This window comes from Phytoactinopolyspora limicola (genome assembly GCF_011320225.1).
Taxonomy (GTDB): Bacteria; Actinomycetota; Actinomycetes; order Jiangellales; family Jiangellaceae; genus Phytoactinopolyspora; species Phytoactinopolyspora limicola.
On the sequence record NZ_JAAOEN010000002.1, the window covers coordinates 506,430 to 524,605 of the forward strand.

Genomic DNA, 18,176 nt, shown 5'->3' on the forward strand with positions numbered 1-18,176 from the left:
TCACGGCCGGCCCACAACCAGGTGGTCGAGGTTGATCGCACCGCTATCGCCGGCGTCGTAGCCGAGTCGGACCGTGTGCGCCCCAGCGCTGAGACCGACGTCGAACTCCGCGTCGCCCCACTGACTCCAACTGCCCGTATGAGGCAGGGAGACCGTCCCGGCCGGTTGCCCGTCGATAGAGACGGTACGGGTGGCGGTGGAACCGGTGGCATTGGTGTAGCGGAACCGCAGCCGATGGGTGCCCGAGGTCTCGGCGTGGACGGCGAATTCCACGGCATCACCCGCCGACTCGAACTGGTCGACAAAGCCGGTGCCGGTATAGCCGCCGTGGTTGTTGTTGGTGCCGGTGTTGATGTGTTCGGCGAATTCGGCTTCGTACGGTGCTTTGTGCACGCCGGACACAACGACGGTGCGGGTGCTGCCGCTCACGCCGAGCTTGACGTGGGTCAGCCCCTGCTCCGGGTCCCAGAACCAGCCATCGGGTGAATTCGCCAGGTCCGCCAGGCTGGACCGCTGGGTCACGGTGCTGCCGCCGACCGTGACCGACGCCGGCGCCGTGCTCGCCACCTGCAACGTTACCGGCTCACCGAGAGCTGGGACCGAGACGTCGACCTGCTGCCCGGCCCAGTTCTCGGTGACGTCGACGGTCCGGTGGGAACCCGCGGCGTCGTCGTAATAGTCGTACGACGACGACCCGGACGGGTAGATCCGGAACACCAGGTTCGTATGCGTGTCGACGTCGTTGCCGACACCACTGCCCAGCTGATAGTCGTCGGCGAGGTCGAGTGGGATGATCGCGCCGGGCCGGGCGTACACCGGGATGGTGTCAAGACCCGCCCAGTACGTCTTGACACCTGGCCCGGTGAACCGGCCGCCGTTCCAGACGTCGTACCACTCACCCTCGGGCACGTAGAACTCTTTGGTGTTCGTGCCGCCATCCGTGATGGGTGCGACCAACAGTTGCTCGCCGAACATGTACTGCTCCTCCCAGTCGGCAGCGTCGGCGTCATGGGGGAAGGCGAAGCTCATCGCCCGCATCATCGGCGCACCGGTCTCCGCGCTACGCACCCCCTCGGTGTAGAGGTACGGCAGCAGATTCATCCGGACGTTCGCGAAGTGCCGGAAGGTCGGAATCACCGACGAGTTGCCGGTGCGGGCCTGCACGTTCCAGGGTGTGCGCGCCTCCGACGGGCTCGGGTCAGCCTTCTCCGAGTGGTACTGCATCACCGGCGAGAACGTGGCCTGCGCCGTGGACCGCAAATACAGTTCAGCGCTGGGGAACGGTCCGGTGAATCCGGCGAGGTCCCACGCCCAGAACGGCACTCCGGACTGCCCAGCGCTCAGCCCGGCCCGGATCGCCTCCTGGAAGGCACCGAACGTCGACGTCTGGTCGCCCGCCCAGAAGATCGAGGTCGACTGTGCTCCCGACGTACCGGCCCGGCTGAAGATGGTGCCGTCGTTGCCGGTCTTGGCCTGCACCTCGTCGTTGTACGCCTCCAGGTAGGAGTTCGGGTACGCGTTGTGCATCTCGGTGCCGTCCCGGCCGTCGGCGAAGGAGACGTCACGGCCGAAGACGAGTTCGCCGCCGTCGGTCTTGAACCCGTCGATGCCGATGTCGTCGAACAGGTAGGAGCGCTTGCTCATCCACCACTGGGTGGCGTCGGGGTCGGTGAAGTCCGGCACCAGGCTGTCGCCGAACCACTGTCCACTCGGCACTCGGTAGTCGCCGCCGTGGCCGCTGCCGACGACATACCCCTGGCTCTGTGCGTGACTCTTGTCGTTCAGGTGCTGCTGGGGAGCGGTGGGCGGGTTGACGTCGAAGTTCTCCTTCAACACGGGGATCTGCCACAGCAGCACCCGGATGCCCTGGTCATGTGCCTGCTCGACCATGGCCTTCGGATCCCGCCACGCAGTGCCGGAAGGGAAGGTGAGGTCGCTGTAGCTGAGATTGTCGCCACCGCCGACCGGGTTGTACGTGGCGCCGTGCCAGACGTAGAAGGTGGCCTCGTCGCTCCACTGTTCCAGCACCATCACCGAATGCGGGATGTCGTGCTGCTCCATGGCGGCCAGCTCGGCTTCGATCTCGTCCTGCGTGTTCCACTCGTTGGCCGAGGCCCACAGGCCAAAGCCCCACTTGGGCGGCAGCAACGGCCGGCCGGACACGTCGGTGTAGGCGTCGACGATCTCCTCGGGCGTTCCGGTGAAGACGTAGTAGTCGAGGGTCGCGTCCAGGCCGCCGCCGGTGTCCAGGGTGAACCCGGCCATGTCGCTGAGGTGGGTGCCGATGTTGAAGATCGAGTAGCGGGTGCTCGGGATGTACACGCCGTATCCGGCCGAGTTCAGGAAGAACGGCTTCGACAGGTAGGTGCGGCTGGTGCTGCCTTGGTCCAGATACTGGTTGTAGACGTAGTTGTGCACGTCGTGGCCACGCTGATCCAGCCGGTCATAACGTTCGCCGAAGCCCTCGAACCGCTCACCGGCCGGGGTGAGGTAGTGATCCTCGATCCGGGTCACGGTGGTGGCGCCATCGCTGGCCCAGCCGATGTTGTGGAAGACGTTGGGGTCGTAGTGGCGGGTGATAAGGGTGGACCCGTCACCCTCGTACACGGAGAGCCGGAACGGCTGCTTCTGGATGGCCAGCACGAGGTCGCTGGTGGCCAGGCGCAGCTCGTCGCTGGTGTCGATCACGGTGTAGGCGCTGCTTCCGGAGATGCCCAGCCCTTGCCCCGTTGGGGCCACCTGGGCCCGGAAGCTGTCTGAGCTGGGGAAGGCGAAGCGGATCTTCGGGGTGAAGTCTCCTGCGCTGTCGCCGGTAATGACGTCCACCGAGGTGCCGTTATCGGTCACGGCGACGACGTCGGTGACGTTGCTCCACGACGTGACGGTGAACGAGAACGGGCCGGTGTTCTTCTGATTGCCGCCGTTCACGTCGGCGTGCACGGTGTAGGAGATCTGGTCGCCACGGTCGAAGCTGCCCAGGTCGACCTGCCAGTAGCTGTTGTTGCCGCTGTTGTACTCCCAGCTCGCGCCGACGGGAGTCTGGTCGATGCCATTCTTCGTCCACGTCACCCACACTGACTGACCCGATTCGACCGGCCAGGTGGTGGCGTTGACGACGACGTTGTCGCCAGCCATCGGATCACGCGGCGCCCGCTCGGTGGATTCGGTGGAGTACAGCTCGTCGATGCCGTGGGGATCGTGGTGGATCCCGTCCAGCGCTTGGGCCGTCGTCGTCGGGACGATCATCGCCAGCGGTAAGAGCAAGGCTGACATCAGGATCGTCCGGATCGGGCGGCGGTGGGTTCGGGCAGATCGTCGTGGCGATGCGGACATCCGACCCCCTATTTGGGACTAAATTTAGAGATAAATTAACGGAGGAGAGATGTGCCGTCAATGGTCCGCGGCGATCCCTCGACATAACCCCGGAGCCGACTTATGCCCTCCTTCCCATGATCATGAACACTTTGCCGTGCGATCGCACGGCAAAGTGTTCATGATCATGGGGACAAAGGAATGGGGTGCGACCCCGACCGCTCAGGCGGGGCGGCCCAGGCCGAGGGCAAGGTAGGCGGCGGCATACCGACCGATGGCCAGCAGGGTGACGAACCGGCCGATTTCGGGTCCATCGGCGACCCGGACCGGATGGATCCGCACCGACGACGCCTCAGCCGTCTCTTGCAGCCGCCGTCGCGCCGCGTCGATCATCGGCGATGTCGCGCCGTCGTCGAGGATAAGCAGCGCGGGACCCAGCGGTGCCGGGCCGTCCTCGAACGGATCGGCGAAAACATCCACCTCGGGGGCATCCGCCAACAAGGGCACCAGTTGGGCGTCATCTCCGGCCACCGCGGGGCGTCCGCTGGCCCGGCGCAGGTTCTCGGCCAGCCGCCGCGCCGCCCGGGCGGCGAGCACCGAACCACCCCAAACCAGCGGCGTGCTGTCGGCGAGGACCAGGGCCAATTCCTTAGCGGGGTTCTCGTCCGCGCTCACCGATGGTGCGCAGTTCTCCGCGACCTCGTCGAGCAGTTCGGCAACTGGCTCGGCGTCGACCTCCGGGCCCAGCCCCAGTCGGTGCAGCGCCGCCAACACCGGCACCGCGAGTGCTGTCGGCTCGGAACTGCCGGCCGGCAGGAAGACGGTTCCGCGGCCAGCCGAGATCTCGTGCAGGTTGGACCCCGCCGGGGCAGCGACCAACAAGGCGCAACCACGGCGTCGCGCCTCGTGCACCGCTGACAGCTCGTCGGATCCCGCGTCGTCCGCACAGACGACCACGACGAGGTCGAGCGGGCCGGCCCATCCCGGTAGCCCTGGATGTGGCCAGGCGACGAACGGCACCGGACAGACCGGCTCGAGGACGGCTCGGAACAGCCGGCCGTCTGGACCCCCGGCGACGACGGCCCGTGGCCGGTCGCTCGGCTCCAGCCCAGCCAGCGCATCGGCCGCGGCGGTGTTCGCGCGGCGAACCTGCGCACCCCAACCGGCCAGCTCCCGGAGAACGTCGTCGATGCTGGCCAGGGCTGCCGGATCGTCGAGCGAGGAGTCGAAGAACATGCTCACACCTTCAGAGGTTCGCGCGGTGGGGACAGCCGCGATGTTACGGATCGGTCGGCGTCCGGGCCTCGTCCACCAGCAGCACGGGGACGCCGTCGCGCACCGGGTACACCCGGGCGCAGCCAGTACAGGCCAGCTCGACGGAGGTGGCGGGTGCGCCGTCGTCAGCGGGTCCGACATCGAGTCGGCCGTGACACGCCGGGCAGACGATCACGTCAGCCAGCAATGGATCGAGCTTCATCACCTCTCCTTCCGCTGATCATGAACACTTTGCCGGGCTATAGCCCGGCAAAGTGTTCATGATCATGGGGTGGTCTCGGGGTTTCGGATCACGTCGAGGACATCGTCGCGCACCCGCTCCATGGTGGCTTCGTCGGCACCCTCCACGTTCAACCGCAGCAGCGGCTCGGTGTTGGACGGCCGGACGTTGAACCACCACATAGGGCTCCCAGTGTGCTCCACCGTTAGCCCGTCGAGGTGGTCGATTCCCACATCGGAGCGACCCTCGAACATAGCCTGCACCGCGGCGAGCGTGGCCGACGTGTCATCAACCCGGCTGTTGATCTCCCCGGACGCGGCGTAGCGAGTGTAAGGGACGAGCATGGCTGATAGTGGTTCGCCGACCGTCCCCAGCGCCGCCAGCGTGTGCAGAGCGGCGAGCATCCCGGAATCGGCCCGCCAGAAGTCACGGAAGTAGAAGTGCGCCGAGTGCTCACCGCCGAACACCGCACCCGTCTCGGCCATCTGCTGTTTGATCAGCGAGTGCCCGACCGGGGTGCGCACCGGCACGCCACCGTGTTCGACGACGATCTCCGGGACCGCGCGGGAGGTGATGAGGTTGTGTACCACCACCGAGCCAGGCGCTCGCCGCAGTTCCCGCACCGCGATCAGACCGGTCAGCGCCGACGGGGAGACTGTTTCGCCTTGCTCGTCGACCACGAAGCACCGGTCGGCATCGCCATCGAAGGCCAACCCCAGGTCGGCGCCCCGGGCCACCACTTCCCGCTGCAGGTCGACCATGTTGGCCGGCTCGATCGGATTGGCCTCGTGATGCGGGAAGGTGCCGTCGAGCTCGAAGTACATCGGAATCACCGTGAGGCCGGGCAGGTCGAGCACGGCAGGCACGGTGTGTCCGGCCATGCCGTTGCCGGCGTCCACCACCACCGTCAGCGGACGGATGTCGCTGAGGTCGACGAGCTGGTGGAGGTACTCGGCGTAGCCGGCCAGCACGTCACGGCGCTCCACCCGTCCTGGCACCACGGCGTCGCTGTGCAGACTGCGATCGGCCATGCTGGGCAGCTGCGACACCCAGCTGTCGCGCCGGTTCGCGGTGTCGGACAGCTCCCGTTCGGCGTGCGCCCTGATCTCGGCCAGACCGGTGTCGCGGCCCACTGGGACCGCACCGGACCGGCAGAATTTGATGCCGTTGTACTCGGCGGGATTGTGGCTTGCGGTGAACATGGCGCCGGGCAGGTCCAACGAACCGCTGGCGTAGTAGAGCTGATCGGTAGAGGCCAGACCGATGTTGACGACGTCGACACCACGCGCCGTGACGCCGCCGGCGAACGCGGCCACGAGGGCGGGCGACGTCGGCCGCATATCGTGACCGACGACGATGGCCGGCGCTTCACCGGCGAGCACGTCGGCGGCGGCTGTGCCGAAGCACCGCGCCACGTCGACGTCCCACTGGTCAGGCACCACTCCACGCACGTCATACGCCTTGACGATCGCTCCGAGGTCACGCACGCGACGACCCTATCGCGCTCCGTGTCGGCCCGACCGCCAGCCGCCCCTCTCCTCCCCCGTGTCCTCATGATCATGAACACTTTGCCGTGTTATGACACGGTAAAGTGTTCATGATCATGGGGCGCAGGGGCGGGTCAATCGGCAATGCGCCGCAGGAACTCGGCGAACCGCGCCAACTCCGCCGTTCCCAAACTGTCGATCAGGTACTCGCGGACACCCCGCTCATGGGTGTCCACAGCCTCGTCCAGGCGCTCCTGACCGGCGTCGGCCAGCGCGGCGTAAGTGCCACGCCCATCCTTTTCCGCCGGGATCCGGCACACCAGCCCTGCCTCGATCATCCGGTCGACCAGACGGGTGAGCCCACTCGGTGACAGCATGACCATGTCGGCGAGCTGCGACATCCGCAACCGGCACCCATCGGCCTCGGCCAGCCGGGCCAAGACTTCATACCAGGCCAGGGGCAGCCGATGCAGTTCCATCAGGTCTGCCTCGAGGTGCCGAGCCACGCTGGCATGGGCGCGGTCGAACGCGCGCCAGACCGCCCGCTGTTCGGCGGTGAGGCGCTCGTCGGAACCGGACGTGATGTTCATCGCTCCATGATCATATGACTGATGATTTCAAGATCAATACGGCACTCCTACTGCGAGAACGGCTGACCGCATCAGGTACCCTGCGATCCCATTGGCCGCGCCCGGGACCCGGCCGACACCGGCGTCCAGATGCGACGAACGATGGAATCGCAGGCGCATGATCACGGGTACCCAGAGGCGGCCCGACCATGTCGGCGAACTCGTCGCCGCCGTCACGATCATCGATCCACGGGTCCGCCCCTGGCCCCGGCAGAAATCCGGCGACGATCACCGCGCCATGGCCGGGGGCCGAAAGACCAGCTCAGGTGATATCGAGGGCGAGCAGATCGTCTTCCGTCTCGCGCCGCACGATCACCCGGGCGGCACCGTCCCGGACCGCTACCACCGGCGGGCGCGGCACGTGATTGTAGGTACTCGCCATACTTCGGCAATACGCGCCCGTACCGGGCACCGCGATCAGGTCACCGGGTTCGACGTCGGCGGGAAGGAACTCGTCCTTGACGACGACGTCGCCACTCTCGCAGTGTTTGCCGACGACGCGCGCCAGCACCGGCTCGGCGTCTGAGCGACGAGACGCCAGCGTGCAGGAGTAGTCGGCGTCGTACAGAGCGGTCCGGATGTTGTCGCTCATCCCGCCGTCCACCGAGACGTACCGGCGCACGGCCCCACCGTCGAGTTCCACAGCCTTAACCGTGCCGACCTCGTACAGCGTGAACGTGCTAGGTCCCGCGATCGCCCGGCCTGGCTCGATGCTGAGCCGCGGCGCAGACAGGCCGTGCGCGGCGCACTCATGGCTGACGATCGCCGCCATCCCGGCCGCCAGTTCCTCCGGCGGCTGGGGGTCGTCCTGGCTGGTGTACGCGATACCGAAACCACCGCCGAGGTCCAGTTCGGGCAGTTCGACGCCGTGTTCGTCGCGGATCTCGGCCTGCAACGCCAACACCCGGCGGGCAGCTACCTCGAATCCGGAGGTGTCGTAGATCTGCGACCCGATATGCGAGTGCAGCCCGATCAACTCCAGCGACGGCTCCGCGAGGATCCGCCGAACGGCCTGGGCGGCTGCTCCACCCGCGATGGAGAAACCGAACTTCTGATCCTCGTGGGCGGTGGCGATGTACTCGTGGGTGTGGGCCTCGACCCCCACCGTCGTGCGGATCATGATCCGGGCCCGCACGCCGCGCTCGGCGGCCAGCGCTGCCAGCCGGCTGATCTCGTCGAACGAGTCGACGACGATCCGGCCGACGCCGGCGTCCAGGGCCCGGGAGAGTTCGGCGGCGGACTTGTTGTTGCCGTGTAGCCCGATACGTTCGGCGGGGAAGCCGGCCCGCAGCGCGGTGGCCAGCTCACCGCCCGAGCACACGTCTAGGCCCAGCCCTTCGTCGGCCACCCAGCGGGCCACCTCCGTGCAGAGGAACGCTTTACCGGCGTAGTACACGTCGGCGCCACCGAACGCGCCGTCGAAGGCGTCGCGAAACGCCCGGGCCCGAGACCGGAAGTCGATCTCGTCGACGACGTACACCGGGGTGCCGAACTGCTGGGCGAGCGCGGCGACATCCACACCTGCCACCCGAAGGACGCCGTCATCACCACGGGTGACCGTGGCCGGCCACAGGATCGGTACGAGGGCGTTGACGTCCTCGGGTACGTGCAGCCACGGCGGCCGGCGACGATGTCCGGCCCCGGCGTGCAGCGCGCCGGCCTCGTGGGTGTACATCACATCCGCTCCGGGGCGGCAACACCCAGCAGGCGCAGGCCGTTGGCGATGACCGTCCGGGTAGCTTCCACCAGCCACAGCCGGGCCCGGTGGATGTCGGCTGCCGGCTCGTCACCCATCGGCAACACTCGGCAGACGTCATAGAACCGGTGGAACGTCGAGGCGGTGTCTTCCAGGTACCGGGCGACGCGGTGTGGCTGCCGGTATTCGGCGGCGGTGGCGACGATCCGCGGGAACTCCCCGAGCGCCGCCAGCAGCAACGACTCGCGCTCGTGATTCAACAGCTCTGGTTGTAGCTCCCCCAGCTCGATGCCGAGTTCGGCCGCGTTGCGCAGGATGGACGACAGCCGTGCATGCGCGTACTGGACGTAGAACACCGGATTGTCCGACGTCTGCCGGGTGATCTGGTTGACGTCCAGGGTCAGCGGCGAGTCGGCCGGGTATCGGCACAGTGTGTACCGCAACGCGTCGACACCCGCCGCTTCCACCACCTCACCCAGGGTCAGCATGGTGCCGGCCCGCTTGGACAGCCGCATTTCCTGCCCGTCCCGCACGATCTTCACCAGCTGGCCGATGGGGATCTCGATGTTGCGGTCGGGATCGTCACCAGCACACGCCGCCATCGCCTTCAACCGGCCGACGTAGCCATGGTGGTCGGCCCCGAGGAGGTAGACGCAGACGTCGAAGCCGCGCTCACGTTTGTTGACGTAATAGGCGGTGTCGGAGGCGAAGTAGGTGTACGTGCCGTCCTGCTTGATGAGCACCCGGTCTTTGTCGTCGCCGAAGTCGGTGGTGCGCATCCACAAGGCGCCGTCGGCATCGAAGACGTGACCTTGTTTACGCAGGACGTCGAGCCCATGTTCGACCTGGCCGGACTCGTGCAGCGTGCGCTCGGAGAACCAGACGTCGAAATGGGTGCGGAACTCGTCGAGCTGACTCTGCTGTTCGGCTAGCTGTAGCCGATAACCCTCTTCGCGGAAGGCGGCGAGCTGCTCATCCTCGGGTAGGTCGAGGATCTCTGGCCGGTCAGCGACGATCGCCCGCGCCAACTCGGCGATGTAGGCGCCGTGGTAGCCATCCTCGGGTACGTCTTTGCCCTGCGCCCGCGCCATGATCGACGTACCGAACTTGTCCATCTGCGACCCGCGGTCGTTGATGTAGAACTCGCGGGCGACGTCCGCCCCCGCGGCCTCGACGACCCGGGCCATGGCGTCACCAACAGCGGCCCACCGGACGTGTCCGAGGTGCAGCGGGCCGGTGGGATTCGCCGAGATGAACTCCACGTTCACCCGGGTTCCGGCGAGTGTGTTGGTGCGGCCATACGACTCTGCGGCAACAACGATCGACCGGGCCAGCTCACCCTGCGCCCCGGCGGCGACGGTGATGTTGAGGAATCCTGGCCCCGCCACGTCGACCCGCTCGACCCCGGAGACCTCTCGCAACCGGTGCGCGAGCCGCTCGGCCAGCTCGCGCGGCGCCGTGCCGGCCTGCTTGGCCAGGCGCATCGCGACGTTGGTGGCGTAGTCGCCGTGCTCAGGGTTACGTGGACGTTCGATCAGGACGTGGTCAGGCACACCGCCGGGCAGGGTGATTTCACCGGCCTCGACAGCGGCACCTAGGGCATCACGTACCGCATTGGAGAGTTGCTCTGGGGTCACCTGGCAAGGGTAGCCAGTTCACTTGCCTCGCCGCCTGCGGCGTCCGCTTCCTGGTCCATGACGTGAGACAACAACCGATCGAGCGACAGGTCGAGGACATCGGCGACGGCCGCGACGGTGAAGAACGCCGGGGTAGGGATCCGACCGCGTTCGATCTTGCGCAGTGTCTCCGCCGAGATGCCCGCCGCAGCCGCGACGTCGCTCATGCTGCGATCTCCCCGGGCACGGCGCAGCGTCTCACCTAGATGCTGCCCACGCTCCCGCTCCGAACCTGTCAGTGGCACACGAACCATAAGCGTTATAGTAATGCCGGTATAGTTATTGGTCACCATCACAATCCCGAAAGATGCCCATGATCGAGCTGAAGACCATTGGTGAGATCGACGCCATGGCCGCCGCCGGCCGCGTCGTCTCCGCAGTCCATCACGCCGTACGTAGCCAAGCCGCCGTCGGGACCTCCCTTCTCGAACTCGACCACCTCGCCCGCACCGTCATCGGCGACGCCGGCGCCAGCTCATCGTTCCTCGGCTACCACCCCTCGTTCGGCGCCACACCGTATCCTGGAGTCATCTGCACGTCGGTGAATGGCGTGATGCTCCACGGGCTCCCCACGTCCTATCGGCTACGTGACGGCGACCTCCTCAGTGTCGATTGCGGTGCACATGTCGACGGCTGGCACGCCGACGCCGCCGTGAGCTTCGTCGTCGGACATCCGCACCCACAAGATCTGGATCTCATCGACGCTACCGAGCGGATGCTCGCCGCCGGCATCGACGCCGCCCAGCCTGGTGCCCGCATGGGCGACATCGGGCATGCGATGTCGCGGGTCGGGCGGGCCGGCGGATACGGCATCCAGACCGACTTCGGTGGCCACGGCATCGGGCGGGCCATGCATGAAGAGCCATTCGTGCCCAACGAAGGGCGGCCCGGCCGCGGGCTGCGCCTGGTACCAGGTCTGGTCATCGCCATCGAGCCGAGCCTGATGGCCGGCGGACAGGACGAATACCGCTTCGACGACGACGGCTGGTCGATTCGCAGCGCGGACGACAGCCGAGGCGCCCACGTGGAACACACCGTCGCCATCACCGAAGAGGGTCCGCGGATATTGACCGCCAGCTGAGGCCTGACCAGAAGCCGGCGACGACGGTTCGGGTTCTACACCGAGGAGCTGGTAACCTGTGGCGTCGGCCCCTAGCCCTCGTAGCTCAGGGGATAGAGCGTCTGCCTCCGGAGCAGAAAGTCGCAGGTTCGAATCCTGCCGAGGGCACCCACTGTGACGTCACAGGACATCGAAGACGGCCGGACCTACGCAGGTGTAGGTCCGGCCGTTTGTTGTTTCCGGGTGGGGCCTGGTGGGCCGCCGGTGCGCGGGTAGATCTTGGTGGGGTCGAGAACGTCCTTGATCATGTGCGGGTTGCACCCACTGCAGAGGGTGCAACCCGCACATGATCAAGGGGCGACGGTGACGGTGGTCCCGTCGAGCAGGAGTGGTTGGCCCGCACCTTCTGCGTGGATAGGCATGATGTCGGTTTATTGGACGATGGGACGGTCGGGGTGCCCCTCGTTGTCGGTTCGGTCCGGACGTCGCGCTTCGGCCGTTCGGTCCTTTCCTCGTTCTGTTCGGCCAACAAGCGCCAACGCGACGAGAAGGATCCCCAACAACGCTGGTAGAACGTAGGCGTCACTCGTCGTGACGCGGTCCGCCACGGCTCCCGCGGCGGTCGCCCCAACGCTGGTGCCCAAGCCCATTGCCGCCGACGCCCACGCCATCGCTTCGGTCTGAGACCGATCCCCGGCCCGGTAGGCGATGCGGGCGAACCCGGCTCCCAGGGCAGGAGATGCCCCCATACCCGCCACCAGACACACCGCGATCGGCCACCATCGCTCGTTGCTGAGCGGAAGGAACGCAACCGATGCCGCCATGACGATCGAGCTGACGATGACCACTTGAGCGGGGCGAAGTGCGGCCAGTCGGGCCCCAGCCAACAACGCCACCCCGGCGCTCCCGACTGCCCACGCAGAGAGCGCCAGGCCCGCATCAGTCGGGTGTCCGTGCTCTACCGACAACGCGACGAGCAACACTTCGATCGAGCCGAGGAACATGCCGGCGGCGATAAACCACAGCAAGAAACGCCACAGCGGCTTCAGAACAGACGCGCGCCGGCGGCGCCGTTGCGTAGGACCGTGCCGCCGCCTGCGAACAGGCCGCGAGACCGGCGCGGACGCGGCCAACGTGGTGGAACCGAACAGCGGACCCATCGTGATAGCCGCGGGCGCCCAGGCCGCACCGAAGGCAGCCACGAGTGTCACGATCGGCGCCGTGACAATGAAGACTGCCTCATCGACCACTGACTCGAGCATGGATGCGACTCTGCGCTGAGCAGGGTCACGCTCCCGCAGCGCCCAACGCGCCCTCACCGTGGCGCCGATATCCACACTGGACAGGCCAATCATCATCGACGCACCGGCGATCGCCCACAACGGCGCGTTTCGCAGCGCCAACAGGCACAGCAGGAGCAATGCGGAGGCTTGGCCGGCAGCGGCGATGAGCAGAACTACGCGCTGCCCGAACGCATCCATCGCTCGGCCCAACTGCGGCGAGACGACCGCAGCACAGAGCACATAGAGGGCAGCACAGAAGCCGGCAGCCGAGTACGAGTGCCCCGCAGCACTCGTCGCGATGACGATCACCACACCAGCACCGGCCAACGGCATCCTCGCCGCGCCGCCCGCCAGCAGGTCGATCCACCGGGAACGGCCTCGGAGCAGCAAACGGTAAGTGATCCTAGGTTCTTGCATCGTGCCTGACTGCGGCCACCTGTCGCACCTCAGCTACGAAATGGGTCACCGCGGACAGCGACGAGGAGGGAGCGGCGGCCCGAAACAACTCGACGCAAGCCCGATGGCTCACTAACCCACCGCCTGCTTGACGAGTTCGGCGAGCTTTTCCCAGGCCTGCTCGCTCGGCTCGGTCAGCGCATACGACGTCGGCCATAGGCCCCGACCCGCGCCTTCAGCTCCGTGGCCCGCTCCTTCATCGCGGCACGCTCCTGCGCCGAGAACCCCGCCTCCGAGGACGCCTCCCGGCTATTCCCACCGGACTTCGACGCGGCATCCATCATCGATCCTCCTCTGCTCGTATCTCCGTCATCTCGGCGGCCACCTGAGCCGGCTGGTCCAGCATGGCTCGCCTGGGCAAGGTTCGCGAATCCTACCGAGGACGCAGATTGGCCAGAAGAACGGCCTTCTCCGGCGGACACCGTACTTTCGACCGGTCCTGCCGGAGCTGGATCTTCCTAGCGTGATCCGTATGAATACTGCGGCTCGGCCAACCACGAGCGGTGTGGTAGCAACCGTCTGGCTCGGCGTCATCTTCCTCCTCGGCAACGCGTTCACCACGTTTATGATCATCGATAGCTGGGGCGGGACATACTGGAGGTTCAACCTCGCCGTCGGAGTGGTCGTGTGCTCGCTGGCGCTCATGCGCACGCGATACCCCATGACGACGGCGGCCGCCGGACTCGCCGTGGCGGCCACCGCGGTCGTGGTGTCATGGGCCGCCGAGCTGCCGCGAGAACCCGGTCCCATCACTGCGCTGGCGCTCTCCGTGTTGGTCGCCTCCGCGATCAGACGGCTTCCGGCCCAGCCCGCCGCGGCTTTGACGCTAGGTGGACTGGCCGTGGTCGCGGGCGCGTGGGCGGCCGACCCCGGGAACCCGGTAGTGGTGCTGGCCGCCATGGGATGGATAGGCGCGGTCGTCATCGGACCCGCCCTCCGCTACGTCGACCGGAGTCAGCATCGCACCGCTCCTGATGGCCGCACCGCCGGACGTCGCCAAGGATCCACGTCGAGCCGGTAGCGTGAGCACGGTGACGGCGCCGAACCGATGGGTCACCATCACGTCGACCACCGGGCTCGCCTCCGTGTTCGCCGGCGTGATCGTGATCCAGGCCGTCGCGATCGCGCAGAGTTGGGGCGGCAACTACTGGCTGTGGACCACGGCGGCCGCGCTGGTTGTGTGTGTACTCGCGCTCCTGCGCCGGCGCTGGCCGGGGTGGCCGGTTGTCGTGGCCCTCCTGGTCGCGGCGCTGTCGATACTCATCGCGCGGTTGGGCGAGCTTCCAGCCGAGCCGAGCCCCGCACTGGCGCTTGGGCTGTCGGTGCTGGTCGGCGCGGCGATCAGGAACTTTCGCCACCGACCAGCCATCGCGGTTGCCGTGGCGGGTCTCGCGGTCGTCGTCGGCAGCGAACTCGCGGCGCGGCCAACGGCTGCCGACATCGCTACCGTGACGGTCATCAACGCGACCACCTGGCTCGCCGGAGTCGCGGTGGGTTCGTGGCTGCGGATGCTGGACCGACGGGCAGAGGCTGTGGCCGACGACGTCCGCCGAGCCGAACGGCTGGACGTGGCGCGGGAACTGCACGACGTCGTCGCCCATCACATCACCGGGGTGCTGATCCAAGCCCAGGCTGCCCGGACGATCGCACGACGCGACCCCGAACAGGCGATGGATGTCCTCACCGGGATCGAGACGGCCAGTTCCGACGCGTTGGCCGCCATGCGCCGCGTCGTCGGACTGCTGCGGGACGCTGACGGCGCCCCGATCGAGCCGACCGGCGCCGAGCGGTTGGACACGTTGGTCGACCACTTCAGGTCGCAGGGCCTCGCGGTACAGCTTGACCTGATCGACGACGATTCGGACTGGCCGCCGGAGGTGAGAAGCACCGTCTACCGGACCGTCCGCGAAGCTCTGACCAATACCCTGCGTCATGCGTCGCAAGCACGTTCGGTGACGGTCACCGTGGGCCAGGAACAGCAGGCGGTCACGGTCGAGGTGGTCGACGACGGCCCACCGGTCCAGGCGCGGACACACCACCGGGGCGGATACGGTTTGATCGGTATGCGGGAACGTGTCGAGACACTTGGCGGCACCCTGCACGCCGGCCCACGATCCGGCGCCGGGTGGGCTGTTCACGCCACCGTGCCCCTCTCCGCGAGGAAACCCCGATGACCATCCAGGTGCTGCTCGCTGACGACCAAGCAATGATCCGCCGCGGCCTGCGGCTCATCCTCGAGGACCAGCCCGACATCAGCGTCGTGGCCGAGGCCGCCGACGGCGCGGAGGCGATTGCCTTGGCCCGTCGGTTGCGTCCGGATGTGTGCCTCGTGGACATCCGGATGCCCAAACTCGATGGCATCGAGGTCACCCGGGCGTTGGCCGCTCCGGACCTGCCGGATCCGCTGCGTGTCGTGGTGATCACGACGTTCGATATCGACGAATACGTCTACGGTGCGTTACGTGGCGGCGCCGCCGGCTTCCTTCTCAAAGACGCCGGCCCTGCCCTGCTCGTCGAGGCTGTTCGCGCCGCTCACCATGGCGAAGCTCTCATCTCACCGTCGATCACCTTGCGGCTGCTGCGGCACCTGACGGAGGCCGGAGCGCTAAGCTCCGATATGTCGCCCGCCGCACCCTTATCACCGCGCGAGATCGAGGTGGTGCGGGCTATCGCCCGTGGCCGCACCAACCACGAGATCGCTACCGAACTGTTCATCTCCCTGAGCACGGTGAAGAGCCACGTGTCAGGTATCCAGAACAAGCTCGGGGTCCGCAACCGGGTAGAGATCGCCGCTTGGGCCTGGGCGAACCGGATCGTGACGAGCACGTAGCTCGGCCATCGGGCTCGGGTGCACCGAAGACCGGCCGAAAGTACCACCGCAGCGCCGGCCTACCATGCTCTGGATCGATGTCTGGGTCACCGCGGCCATTCGACGATGGCATCATGCCAACTGAAGATCGCTCCTTACTGCTGCACGCCGCGGGTTTGACGAAGAGATACGGCCGCCACCGAGCGTTGAACGACATCCATCTCGCCATCCCGCCCGGACGGATCGTCGGCCTGGTCGGCCCGAACGGCGCCGGCAAGTCGACGCTGCTACATCTGGCATGTGGCCTGAGCACACCAACGTCCGGCACGTTGCGGATACTCGGCGCCCGCCCGGCCGCGGACGCGGTACACCTGGCTCGGGTCGGGTTCGTCGCACAAGACACACCAACCTATGCGACGTTGACTGTGGCCGAGCACCTGCGTTTGGGGGCGAAACTGAACCCCTCGTGGGACCACCATCTCGCCCAGCGGCGCATCACGCAGGTAGGACTGCGGCCACGGCAGAAAGCCGGTCGGCTCTCCGGCGGTCAACGCGCGCAACTGGCCCTCACCATCGCCGCGGCCAAACGCCCCGAGTTGCTGATCTTCGACGAACCGGCGGCCGCCTTGGACCCGCTGGCCCGTGACGAGTTCTTGGCCAGCCTCACAGCGTTCGTCGCGGAGCTGGGCGCCAGCGGCATCTTGTCGTCACATCTCCTCAGCGATGTCGAACGGATCTGTGACTATCTCGTCGTACTGTGCGCCGGCCGGATCCAGCTAGCCGGTGCGGTCGACGAGTTGCTGAGCAACCATCATCGCCTAGTGCTGCCACCCGGCGAGATCGACCGGCTACCGCACGGCATCGAACTCATCCGGCTCGAGCACGTCCATGGGCGCGCAACGGCACTCGTCCGCGCCGACGCCGACGCTTCGCTGGGTCGGTATCCGGTCGAGCCGGTCACCCTCGAGGAGTTGGCGCTCAGCTACCTGGGTCGCGCGACGACATCCGAATCGCATGGTGTCGACGGAACGGGGGGCGACGCGATATGAGGTGGTTGACCTGGCGCCAGTTCCGGATACCGGCCCTGGCGGCCGCCGTTCTCCTGATCCTGGCCGGCGGGTACCTGCTGTCGTTGGGCAGCGATATCCGAGAGGCCTACGACACCTACCAGAGCCATTGCGACGATCCTGGCGACTGTGCCCGCGCCGAGAACGAGTTCCGGGAGTCCTACAAGAACACACTGTTGTTTCTCGCGGCTGGTCTCAACCTGATCCCCGTAGCCATCGGGACGTTCTGGGGGGCACCCCTGATCGCTCGGGAGTTGGAGACCGGCACTCACCGGCTGGTGTGGAACCAGACCGTCACCCGCCGGCGTTGGCTGCTGACCAAGCTGGCGATCATCGCCGTTGCCTGCGTGCTTGTGGCGGGTCTGACCAGCGCTATGTTGACCTGGGCGGCGGCACCGTACGACGAGGTCGCCCAGGATCGGTTCAGCACCCTGGTGTTCGGCGCGCGTCATATCGCTCCCATCGGCTACGCGGTTTTGGCCTTCACCCTGGGCGCGATCATTGGGCTGCTGATCCGCAGAACGCTCCCGGCCATGGCGGTCACCAGCGTCGTCGTCATCGCCATACAATTCGCGGCGCCCAACTTCGTCCGCCCGGAACTCCTCTCGCCGGAGGCCGCGGCGGTGCCCATGACAGCCGAGACGATCAACCAGGCCACGAATCTGGGCAACATCACCGGCGGGGCCAGCATCGGCGGCGTGCAGGTGCCCGGCGCTCCCGACGCGTGGGTCAGCTCCACCAGCCCCTTACGGACCGCCGACGGCCAGCCCCTCGACAAGGCAACGTTCAACGACTGTCTCGACACCCCGCCGGACACCGGTGCTGGGGGAAGGTTCGGCGATGCCGCGGTGTGTCTCGGAGATCTCGATCTCCACGTCGCCATCGAGTATCAGCCGGGCGAACGTTACTGGCCGCTCCAAGGGTTGGAGACCGGGTTGTTCCTCGCCCTCAGCGCGCTGCTCGCCTCGTTCGGTGTCTGGTACATCCGACGTGTGAGCTGACGCAGGACACCCGCACCCGGCGCGCAGTGCGGCCGGCTACCGGGCAACCAGTCGGCGCGGCACCTGGAAACTCGGCCGCCATTCGGGGTTCCGCGCCGACTGCTGGTAATCTGTGGGCGGTCCCTGGCCCTCGTAGCTCAGGGGATAGAGCGTCTGCCTCCGGAGCAGAAAGTCGCAGGTTCGAATCCTGCCGAGGGCACCCACT

16 protein-coding genes and 2 tRNA genes are annotated in these 18,176 nt (G+C 67.1%); 8 read left to right on the top strand and 10 right to left on the bottom strand.

What is annotated here, in order from left to right:
- From G8760_RS07995 to G8760_RS08030, 8 genes are all read right to left on the bottom strand, one after another.
- The gene (locus G8760_RS07995; protein WP_166349445.1) at nt 1-3,273 is read right to left on the bottom strand and encodes a TIM-barrel domain-containing protein; all 3,273 of its coding nucleotides are present in this window, start codon (nt 3,271-3,273) and stop codon (nt 1-3) included.
- 261 nt (nt 3,274-3,534) lie between these two features.
- Nucleotides 3,535-4,548 (bottom strand): SIS domain-containing protein, encoded by a 1,014-nt coding sequence (locus G8760_RS08000; RefSeq protein ID WP_166349448.1) that lies wholly within the window; start codon nt 4,546-4,548, stop codon nt 3,535-3,537.
- 43 nt (nt 4,549-4,591) lie between these two features.
- A complete protein-coding gene (locus tag G8760_RS08005; protein ID WP_166349453.1) occupies nt 4,592-4,789 on the bottom strand; it encodes a Trm112 family protein in 198 nt (65 codons plus the stop codon).
- A gap of 62 nt (nt 4,790-4,851) precedes the next feature.
- Nucleotides 4,852-6,294: a phosphomannomutase/phosphoglucomutase gene (locus G8760_RS08010; RefSeq protein ID WP_166349456.1), complete on the bottom strand. Its 1,443-nt coding sequence runs from the start codon at nt 6,292-6,294 to the stop codon at nt 4,852-4,854.
- Nucleotides 6,295-6,428: 134 nt separating this feature from the next.
- Complete coding sequence (locus G8760_RS08015) at nt 6,429-6,884, bottom strand: MarR family winged helix-turn-helix transcriptional regulator (protein WP_166349459.1); 456 nt, start codon at nt 6,882-6,884, stop codon at nt 6,429-6,431.
- A 301-nt stretch (nt 6,885-7,185) separates the two neighbouring features.
- Nucleotides 7,186-8,598, bottom strand: coding sequence for a diaminopimelate decarboxylase (lysA, locus tag G8760_RS08020; protein ID WP_166349464.1), 1,413 nt, complete (start codon nt 8,596-8,598; stop codon nt 7,186-7,188).
- Nucleotides 8,598-10,256: an arginine--tRNA ligase gene (gene argS, locus G8760_RS08025; RefSeq protein WP_166349467.1), complete on the bottom strand. Its 1,659-nt coding sequence runs from the start codon at nt 10,254-10,256 to the stop codon at nt 8,598-8,600. The genes lysA and argS overlap by 1 nt, the downstream gene beginning before the upstream one ends.
- Nucleotides 10,253-10,549: a helix-turn-helix domain-containing protein gene (locus tag G8760_RS08030; protein WP_166349470.1), complete on the bottom strand. Its 297-nt coding sequence runs from the start codon at nt 10,547-10,549 to the stop codon at nt 10,253-10,255. The genes argS and G8760_RS08030 overlap by 4 nt, the downstream gene beginning before the upstream one ends.
- 59 nt (nt 10,550-10,608) lie before the next feature.
- On the opposite strand from G8760_RS08030, the gene map reads away from it, so the two are divergent.
- Both map and G8760_RS08040 read left to right on the top strand, forming a co-directional pair.
- Nucleotides 10,609-11,376: a type I methionyl aminopeptidase gene (map, locus tag G8760_RS08035; protein WP_166350022.1), complete on the top strand. Its 768-nt coding sequence runs from the start codon at nt 10,609-10,611 to the stop codon at nt 11,374-11,376.
- Between the two features lie 74 nt (nt 11,377-11,450).
- Nucleotides 11,451-11,523: transfer RNA gene (locus G8760_RS08040), tRNA-Arg, on the top strand.
- A gap of 263 nt (nt 11,524-11,786) precedes the next feature.
- Here the strand turns inward: G8760_RS08040 and G8760_RS08045 are convergent.
- Nucleotides 11,787-13,028, bottom strand: a complete 1,242-nt coding sequence (locus G8760_RS08045) for an MFS transporter (protein ID WP_166349473.1) — start codon at nt 13,026-13,028, stop codon at nt 11,787-11,789.
- Nucleotides 13,029-13,228: 200 nt separating this feature from the next.
- Nucleotides 13,229-13,378 carry a hypothetical protein gene (locus tag G8760_RS08050; RefSeq protein ID WP_166349477.1) on the bottom strand — a complete coding sequence of 50 codons (150 nt, stop codon included), beginning with the start codon at nt 13,376-13,378 and terminating at the stop codon, nt 13,229-13,231.
- Between the two features lie 188 nt (nt 13,379-13,566).
- Here G8760_RS08050 and G8760_RS08055 point away from each other — a divergent pair, with 188 nt between their 5' ends.
- From G8760_RS08055 to G8760_RS08080, 6 genes are all read left to right on the top strand, one after another.
- On the top strand, nt 13,567-14,115 hold the full coding sequence (locus G8760_RS08055) for a hypothetical protein (RefSeq protein ID WP_207782133.1): 549 nt from the start codon (nt 13,567-13,569) through the stop codon (nt 14,113-14,115).
- A 10-nt stretch (nt 14,116-14,125) separates the two neighbouring features.
- Nucleotides 14,126-15,268, top strand: a complete 1,143-nt coding sequence (locus G8760_RS08060) for a sensor histidine kinase (protein ID WP_207782134.1) — start codon at nt 14,126-14,128, stop codon at nt 15,266-15,268.
- Entirely contained in the window at nt 15,265-15,924 is a 660-nt protein-coding gene (locus tag G8760_RS08065) for a response regulator (protein ID WP_166349485.1), read from the top strand. The genes G8760_RS08060 and G8760_RS08065 overlap by 4 nt, the downstream gene beginning before the upstream one ends.
- 113 nt (nt 15,925-16,037) lie before the next feature.
- Nucleotides 16,038-16,952: an ABC transporter ATP-binding protein gene (locus G8760_RS08070; protein ID WP_166349488.1), complete on the top strand. Its 915-nt coding sequence runs from the start codon at nt 16,038-16,040 to the stop codon at nt 16,950-16,952.
- Nucleotides 16,949-17,971, top strand: coding sequence for an ABC transporter permease subunit (locus G8760_RS08075; protein ID WP_166349491.1), 1,023 nt, complete (start codon nt 16,949-16,951; stop codon nt 17,969-17,971). Before G8760_RS08070 ends, G8760_RS08075 begins: the two co-directional genes overlap by 4 nt.
- 126 nt (nt 17,972-18,097) lie before the next feature.
- Nucleotides 18,098-18,170: transfer RNA gene (locus tag G8760_RS08080), tRNA-Arg, on the top strand.
- Nucleotides 18,171-18,176: the final 6 nt, after the last annotated feature.